The sequence below is a fragment of the Myroides sp. C15-4 genome, from assembly GCF_050522745.1.
GTDB lineage: Bacteria > Bacteroidota > Bacteroidia > Flavobacteriales > Flavobacteriaceae > Flavobacterium.
Genome location: NZ_JBMVQX010000063.1, coordinates 1 through 6944, shown reverse-complemented (window position 1 = coordinate 6944; position 6944 = coordinate 1). Strand labels below are relative to the sequence as shown.

At 40.9% G+C, this 6944-nt stretch carries 7 protein-coding genes and 3 tRNA genes; 6 read left to right on the top strand and 4 right to left on the bottom strand.

Annotated features, from left to right (window positions below):
- Positions 1-165 precede the first annotated feature (165 nt).
- The 4 genes from ACPDHL_RS15885 to ACPDHL_RS15870 all read right to left on the bottom strand — a co-directional run bounded on the left by ACPDHL_RS15885 (position 166) and on the right by ACPDHL_RS15870 (position 3932).
- Complete coding sequence (locus ACPDHL_RS15885; RefSeq protein WP_430533697.1) at positions 166-606, bottom strand: adenylyltransferase/cytidyltransferase family protein; 441 nt, start codon at positions 604-606, stop codon at positions 166-168.
- Positions 607-862: 256 nt separating this feature from the next.
- Positions 863-1900, bottom strand: a complete 1038-nt coding sequence (locus tag ACPDHL_RS15880) for a COX15/CtaA family protein (protein WP_430533696.1) — start codon at positions 1898-1900, stop codon at positions 863-865.
- A gap of 4 nt (positions 1901-1904) precedes the next feature.
- Positions 1905-3341 carry a CCA tRNA nucleotidyltransferase gene (locus ACPDHL_RS15875; protein ID WP_430533695.1) on the bottom strand — a complete coding sequence of 479 codons (1437 nt, stop codon included), beginning with the start codon at positions 3339-3341 and terminating at the stop codon, positions 1905-1907.
- An 18-nt stretch (positions 3342-3359) separates the two neighbouring features.
- Positions 3360-3932: an L-threonylcarbamoyladenylate synthase gene (locus ACPDHL_RS15870; RefSeq protein ID WP_430533694.1), complete on the bottom strand. Its 573-nt coding sequence runs from the start codon at positions 3930-3932 to the stop codon at positions 3360-3362.
- Between the two features lie 189 nt (positions 3933-4121).
- Here ACPDHL_RS15870 and ACPDHL_RS15865 point away from each other — a divergent pair, with 189 nt between their 5' ends.
- The 6 genes from ACPDHL_RS15865 (at position 4122) to ACPDHL_RS15840 (ending at position 6759) form a co-directional block, all read left to right on the top strand.
- Entirely contained in the window at positions 4122-4568 is a 447-nt protein-coding gene (locus tag ACPDHL_RS15865; RefSeq protein ID WP_430533693.1) for a PaaI family thioesterase, read from the top strand.
- Complete coding sequence (locus tag ACPDHL_RS15860; protein WP_430533692.1) at positions 4568-5635, top strand: chorismate-binding protein; 1068 nt, start codon at positions 4568-4570, stop codon at positions 5633-5635. The genes ACPDHL_RS15865 and ACPDHL_RS15860 overlap by 1 nt, the downstream gene beginning before the upstream one ends.
- A 4-nt stretch (positions 5636-5639) precedes the next feature.
- Positions 5640-6356, top strand: coding sequence for a bacillithiol biosynthesis deacetylase BshB1 (gene bshB1 / locus ACPDHL_RS15855; protein ID WP_430533691.1), 717 nt, complete (start codon positions 5640-5642; stop codon positions 6354-6356).
- A gap of 72 nt (positions 6357-6428) precedes the next feature.
- Positions 6429-6502 (top strand) — tRNA-His (locus ACPDHL_RS15850).
- Positions 6503-6592: 90 nt separating this feature from the next.
- Positions 6593-6666: transfer RNA gene (locus tag ACPDHL_RS15845), tRNA-His, on the top strand.
- A gap of 19 nt (positions 6667-6685) precedes the next feature.
- Positions 6686-6759: transfer RNA gene (locus ACPDHL_RS15840), tRNA-His, on the top strand.
- Positions 6760-6944: the final 185 nt, after the last annotated feature.

Sequence of the window (6944 nt, the reverse complement as noted above, 5' to 3'; positions counted from 1 at the left end):
ATTCACCACTCACTCCTCACTATTCACCACTCACTCCTCACTATTCACCACTCACTCCTCACTATTCACCACTCACTCCTCACTATTCACCACTCACTATTCACTATTCACCACTCACCACTCACCAAAAAAAAAGCCCAAGACAATCGTCTCAGGCTTATATGCTTACATCGCAATTACTTTTCCGTTTTCTTTTTCAGCGACTTCTTTTCGCAAGGAACTGCTGGAGAACCGATGGTCTCTTGCGTTATAATACAACTCAATGCCCTTTTCTTCACAGTAACTTCTACCTGTAAAGTTTTTTTCTGCATATTCATCACCAATAATTCTTACGTGAATATGAAAGGCACGTAGGATGTCTTCTAAATCTTGTTCTGTTGCGTACGGAACAATTTCATCCACGAATTTGCATCCTTTTAGTTGAATATAACGCTCTACTACAGTTTGTGTAGGTTTATTCTTTTCGGGTCTATCAATCGTAGGGTCTGTTTGTAAACCTACAATTAAATAATCACACTGACGCTTAGCTTCTTCTAACATCTTGATGTGACCTGCGTGTAACAAGTCAAAAGAACTAAATGTAATACCAATTTTTTTTGTTGTCATAGCAATGGGGGTTAAAAGTTTAAAATCGAAATGCTTGTTGTAAGATGCAATACGGTTAAACTTTCTGATAATAAGTGCAAAAATACAGGGTTTTTATCTAATGTTCCAAATTATTTAAGGGTTTATTAAGGGAGTAGTGATCTATTTGTTATAAAATTGGGTTCTATTCTGGGGTAAACCTAAGTAAGTCAAAAAAAAAGACGCTTAACTACCGTAGTAAGTAAACGTCTTTTTTCTTTCTATATTGTATACAAGTTTAGTCTAAGGAGCTTTTGCCGCTGTAGTAGCATTTTCTCGCCTCTAAGAACAGATAGTACTGTACTCCAAACAGGATGGAGGCAAGGACTAAATGCGCCGCTTGAGAGCCAAATGGGAAATGGGCGTACTGCATTAAGATACCTGTTAGTATCTCCAAAACGAGGAGAATAGCCACCCATTTTACCTTAGAGAATCCCAAGTTTAGTTTTTTGTTTAAAAAGAATAAATAAAAATTTAAAACAAAAACGAGAATGGAGAAGCTTCGGTGAATGTAAAACTGTAGCGTAGGGTCATTTAACCACAAATGCTCATTGGTAATTCCCGCTTTTACTTGTTCGTCTACAAATTCGCGTACTTGGGTTCCCAATACCACTTGAGCTAAGGTTAACAATAGCGTGATAACCGTTAATACGCGGAAAGTTGCATTGTATTTTTTGATTTCGGTTTTGTTCTTGGCAATTTTAATGATGTTGATGAGCAAGGCTACAATCACTAGGGCCATCACCATGTGAACGGTAATTTTGATTGGGTTGAGGACAGAGTACACAACCGTTGCCCCCAGCCAAGCTTGAAAGCCCATTAAGAACACCACCAACCAAGACGCGAAAACGAGTATTTTTCTGGTTTTCCACATGCTAAAGGAAGCAATAGCCAAAGCAAGACAGGCTAGCCCCGCTAGGGCACCACAGAGGCGATTGACGTATTCTGTCCAGGTGTGTTGAGGATTGAATTTGGCGTAATCGTGTCTGGTGTATTTTTCCCAATGTGTCTCGTCGTAAACAGAAGAGGTGGTGAATGTGTCTTTTGCTTTCCAGAGTGCGTCATCGTGAATAATCATTTGTCCCTTTTCGTAAAGGCGATCAGGTTGCCACATCAGAACTTCTTCGTCAGTTGGCGGAATGTAGTAACCAAAGCATTTTGGCCAATCTGGACATCCCATGCCCGAACCAGTCATCCGAACCGCTGCTCCTGCGAAGATCACCAAGTACACGAGTACGAGTGAAATTTTCGCCAAAGGTAAAAAAGAGCTTTTCATAGTATTATTTATTTACAATTGTTAGTCCCATTTTTTCCGCTTTTGCCAACATAAATTCGTATGCTGCGTCATATTCATTTGGAATAACGCCCTCTAAAATAGCTTCTTTAATCGCTTCTTTTAAAGTGCCAATTTCTCTACAGGGTTGTAGATTGAATAGCGCCATAATCTCCTCTCCCGTAATTGGCGGTTGAAAATTGCGGATGTGATCCCTTTCTTCCACTTCAACAATCTTTTGGCGAACCAGTTGAAAGTTGTGGTGGTATTTTTTAAACTTATTAGGGTTTTTAGTTGTGATATCTGCCTCACATAGAATCATTAAATCCTCTACATTTTCGCCTGCATCAAAAACTAATCGGCGAACGGCGGAGTCCGTTACTTCTTTTTGTGATAAAACAATAGGTCTTGAACTCATCATGACCATTTGTTGTACAAATTTCATCTTTTGATTCAACGGCATATGGAGGCGAGTAAAAATCGTCTTAACCATCTTACTGCCCAAAAATTCATGGCCGTGAAAGGTCCAACCTTGTTTTTTAGAAAAGCGCTTAGTTGGTGCTTTTCCAATATCGTGCAGAAGGGCTGCCCAACGCAACCACACGTCGTCCGTATTTTGTGCAATATTATCCACCACCTCCAGGGTGTGATAAAAGTTGTTTTTATGGGTATGTCCTTCGATTTCTTCTACCTGGTTTAACGCAATTAACTCGGGTAAAATCAAGTGAAGTAGGCCCGTTTTATACAGCAACAAAAACCCTTTAGACGGTTTGTCTGCCAGTAGAATTTTATTCAATTCATCGACAATGCGCTCTCCTGAAATAATCTCCAAGCGATCTGCATTCTTTGTAATGGATTCGATCGAAGCCTCCTCAATGGTAAAATCGAGCTGGGTCGCAAAGCGAATGGCGCGCATCATACGCAAAGGATCGTCCGAATAGGTGATATCGGGATCTAAAGGCGTGCGGATTAATTTGTTTTTTAAATCCTCAATCCCATTAAAGGGATCAACCAATTGTCCGAAGGTAGCTGCACTGAGCGACAAAGCTAAGGCGTTGATCGTGAAATCCCTTCTGTTTTGGTCATCAGCGAGTGTTCCATCTTCCACCACGGGTTTGCGGCTGTCAAAGTGATAGGATTCTTTGCGCGCACCAACAAACTCAATGTCAATGTCGTCATAGCGCAACATGGCTGTGCCATAGTTTTTAAATACCTGAACTTTAGGGTGATTGGGTAACAATTCTGATACGGCTAAAGCCAATGCAATACCACTGCCAACGGCAACAATATCAATGTCTTTTTTTGTATCTCTTTGCAATAAAAAATCGCGTACAAAACCGCCAATTACATAAGCATCTACCTTCAAGTTTGTTGCGGCTTGGGTAATAATCTCAAAGATAGGGTGTTGTAGGGCTTCTTTATAGGTTGGGTTATCTAAGGTCATAGTTTCAAATGGCACCGTTTACTTTCTAATGATCGTTACCTGTGCGTTTTCTTTTAATTTAATGATAGTAGAAGGTTTGTGGGGTTTGGTTTCCTGTTGTTTGAGGTTTACCACGTAATCCACACCTTCGAGAATGCGTAAATCAATATCCATAAAATTTTGGGGAGAAGGAAAACCACTGAGATTTGCAGAGGTTGACACCAAAGGCACCTTCATGCGTTCAATCAAATTGTAGCAAAAAGTATCTTTGACAATTCGAACACCTAAAGAGTGGTCTGCCGAAATAATCTCAGGAGCAACCAGCTTGGGGTTGTCTAAAATTAAGGTCGTTGGCTTGTCACTGAATTCTAATATCTCCCAAGCAACTTCTGGAATATTGTGAAAAACACGGTGTAAAAGGCGATCGCCATTTACTAATACAATCATGCTTTTGCTTTCTGCACGTTGTTTTAATTGATAGATCTTTTTGACGGCTTCCGAATTCGTTGCGTCGCAACCAATGCCCCAAATCGTATCCGTGGGATACAAAATAATACCGCCATTTTTAATCACTTCAAAAGCGTTGTGAACTTCTTTTTGGATATCTTCCATTACTCGTTTCCTTATACTAAAATTGGTTCTTTATTTTAAGGGCTTAAAAATACTAAAAAAATAGGATACACTTCAGGCTTGGAGCAGAAGAAATGTACTGCTACTTTCAAAAAAGAAAGAATTATAATATTTTTAAGACGAGTGCATCTTTTTTGGCTTACTTTTAAGACGCCTAAAATTAGTTATAGTATGAATGTGAAACGCAGAAAGGATTTTAATAAAGAAGAGGTATTAGCCATGTATGCCAAGGTGACGAAAAACACCTTAATGGAAACATTGGAAATTCATTATATTGACGCCGGCCCAGAGTTTTTAGTGGCGACAATGCCTGTAAATGAACGCGTACATCAACCAGCGGGTTTATTGCACGGCGGGGCAATGGTCGCACTGGCAGAGAGCTTGGGAAGTGGAGCTTCTCTGATGTTGATTGACCCAAGAGAACAAGAGATTCGCGGTATTGAGATTTCTGCCAATCACGTGCGCAGCAAACGAGCAGGGATAGTGACAGGAACAGCGCGCTTAATCCATCGGGGTCGAACCCTCCATTTATGGGAAATTCGAATTACGGATGAGAACGATGTGTTGTTATCCGTGTGTAAAATCACCAATATAGTAATCGAAAAAAACAAGGGGTAATGAAATTATATGAAACGTGGTCCACGCATATAAAAGAAGACAAGCCTTTTGTTCTGTATAAAAAACCAAACCAGCCCCTCGTAAAGGGCTTGTTTCAACAAGATGCCACCCTGCATCTTGTTTCTACTTTTAAAGAGAAAGGATTTGTTCTCGCGCCTTTTTATGAAGGCGTGCGCTTTTATATTCCGTTTGATGCCTCCGTGCAACTAGAGGAAGATGTAGCGCTAGAACAGGAGCAATTGGTCTCCTTTGGATTGGATTTTAAGTTGAATTATGAGGAGCAACCCGCTAAAGCCAATTTTGAGGATTTGGTAGGTCGCTGTGTAAAGGGGATTCATCAAGGTCATTTTGGAAAAGTTGTACCCTCTCGAAAAGAAGTGATCAACAGAGAAGTAGAGGAACTCCCTGCTTTGTTCTCCAAACTTATTGCGGCTTATCCCGAAGCTTTTTGTTATGTGATCTACCATCCAAAAGTTGGCCTGTGGATGGGGGCAACCCCCGAAACCCTCCTTGAGTTAGAAGGACAAACCCTGCGTACCATGGCATTGGCAGGAACACAGGTCAATCACGGAAAAGAAGAGGTGTACTGGGGGGATAAAGAAAAAGAAGAGCAACAGTATGTAACGGATTTTATTGTGGACAAATTGAAGCCGTTTAGTGGTGAGATTCAAGTTTCTTCGCCTTTTACCAAACGCGCCGCTAAAGTCATGCACATTTGTACGAGTATTGAAGCCCAGTTGAACCAAGGCGCATTGAAAACAATTGTCGATGTACTCCATCCAACGCCTGCCGTATGTGGCATGCCCAAATCAGCTGCCCGCGATTTTCTCCTTCGAGAAGAAGGGTATGTGCGTAAATACTATGCTGGATATTTGGGCCTATTGAATGATACCACGCCGCAAAATCAAACATCAAGCCAGTTGTTTGTCAATTTGCGCTGTATGGAAATTGAAAAAAATCAAGTAAATTTATATATCGGTTGTGGAGTGACGGCAGATAGTGATCCCACAAGTGAATTTGTGGAAACCGTCAATAAATCCACCACCATGAAAAAGATTTTATTTTAAGCGTATGAAATTAGATATAGTAGCTTTTGGCGCACATCCAGATGATGTCGAATTGGGATGTGGCGCAACAATTGCAAAAGAAATTCACCTGGGTAAAAAAGTCGGTATTGTCGATTTGACGCGAGGCGAATTAGGAACAAGAGGGAGTGCGGAGATTCGAGCACAAGAAGCCGCCGCCGCCGCCGCTATTTTAGGTGTATCCGTGCGAGAAAACTTGGGTTTTCGCGATGGCTTTTTCGTCAATGACGAAGCCCATCAGTTGGAAATTATCAAAATGATTCGCAAATACAAGCCTGAAATTGTATTGTGTAACGCAATTGACGATCGTCATATTGATCACGGAAAGGGCAGTAAATTAGTTTCTGATGCTTGTTTTTTGGCGGGATTAAGACGGATTGAAACCGCAATAAACGGGGTGGAACAGGAGGCTTGGCGCCCTAAATTGGTGTATCACTACATCCAATGGAAAAACATTGAACCTGATTTTGTAGTCGATGTAACGGGATTTATCGATCAAAAAATGCAGTCCGTATTGGCTTATGGAACTCAATTCTACGATGTAAACTCCAAAGAACCTTCAACGCCTATTACCTCCAAAAACTTCCTCGATAGTATTGTGTATCGTGCACAGGACCTAGGACGGTTGATAAATCGAGAACATGCAGAAGGATTTACTGTAGAAAGGTATTTGGCAGTCAATCGTTTAGATGATTTGATGTAAAATTTTTAAAAAAATGCTTGCAACGTAAGGAAATATGGCTACCTTTGCAAGCGTCAAAATAAGACAAAAACGGTGGTTATAGCTCAGCTGGTTAGAGCGTCGGATTGTGGTTCCGAAGGTCGTGGGTTCGAAACCCATTAATCACCCAAAAAAAATAGTCGTAACGGTAGGTGACCCTCATCGTCCGATACAAAGAAAAAGGTGAATGTGTTTGAAACACCTAAAAAAAATACACGGTGGCTATAGCTCAGCTGGTTAGAGCGTCGGATTGTGGTTCCGAAGGTCGTGGGTTCGAAACCCATTAGTCACCCAAAAAACAAACAAACACGGTGGTTATAGCTCAGCTGGTTAGAGCGTCGGATTGTGGTTCCGAAGGTCGTGGGTTCGAACCCCATTAATCACCCACAAAAGAGAGTATGCTATGGCATGCTCTCTTTTTTTTGTTCATGATTTATGGGTAGAAAAGGGAGATGGGAGATGGGAGATGGGAGATGGGAGATGGGAGATGGGTGATGAGTGAACGTCCCTAAATATGGTTGACCGTTTTTAAACATTAACTTCATTATTAAATATAGTAATAAATGGTTT

Coding starts and splice junctions, on each gene's coding strand:
- bshB1 (WP_430533691.1), top strand. CDS start 5,640: ATGAAATTAGATATAGTAGCTTTTGGCGCACATCCAGATGATGTCGAA.
- ACPDHL_RS15870 (WP_430533694.1), bottom strand. CDS start 3,932: ATGGAAGATATCCAAAAAGAAGTTCACAACGCTTTTGAAGTGATTAAA.
- ACPDHL_RS15880 (WP_430533696.1), bottom strand. CDS start 1,900: ATGAAAAGCTCTTTTTTACCTTTGGCGAAAATTTCACTCGTACTCGTG.
- ACPDHL_RS15875 (WP_430533695.1), bottom strand. CDS start 3,341: ATGACCTTAGATAACCCAACCTATAAAGAAGCCCTACAACACCCTATC.
- ACPDHL_RS15860 (WP_430533692.1), top strand. CDS start 4,568: ATGAAATTATATGAAACGTGGTCCACGCATATAAAAGAAGACAAGCCT.
- ACPDHL_RS15865 (WP_430533693.1), top strand. CDS start 4,122: ATGAATGTGAAACGCAGAAAGGATTTTAATAAAGAAGAGGTATTAGCC.
- ACPDHL_RS15885 (WP_430533697.1), bottom strand. CDS start 606: ATGACAACAAAAAAAATTGGTATTACATTTAGTTCTTTTGACTTGTTA.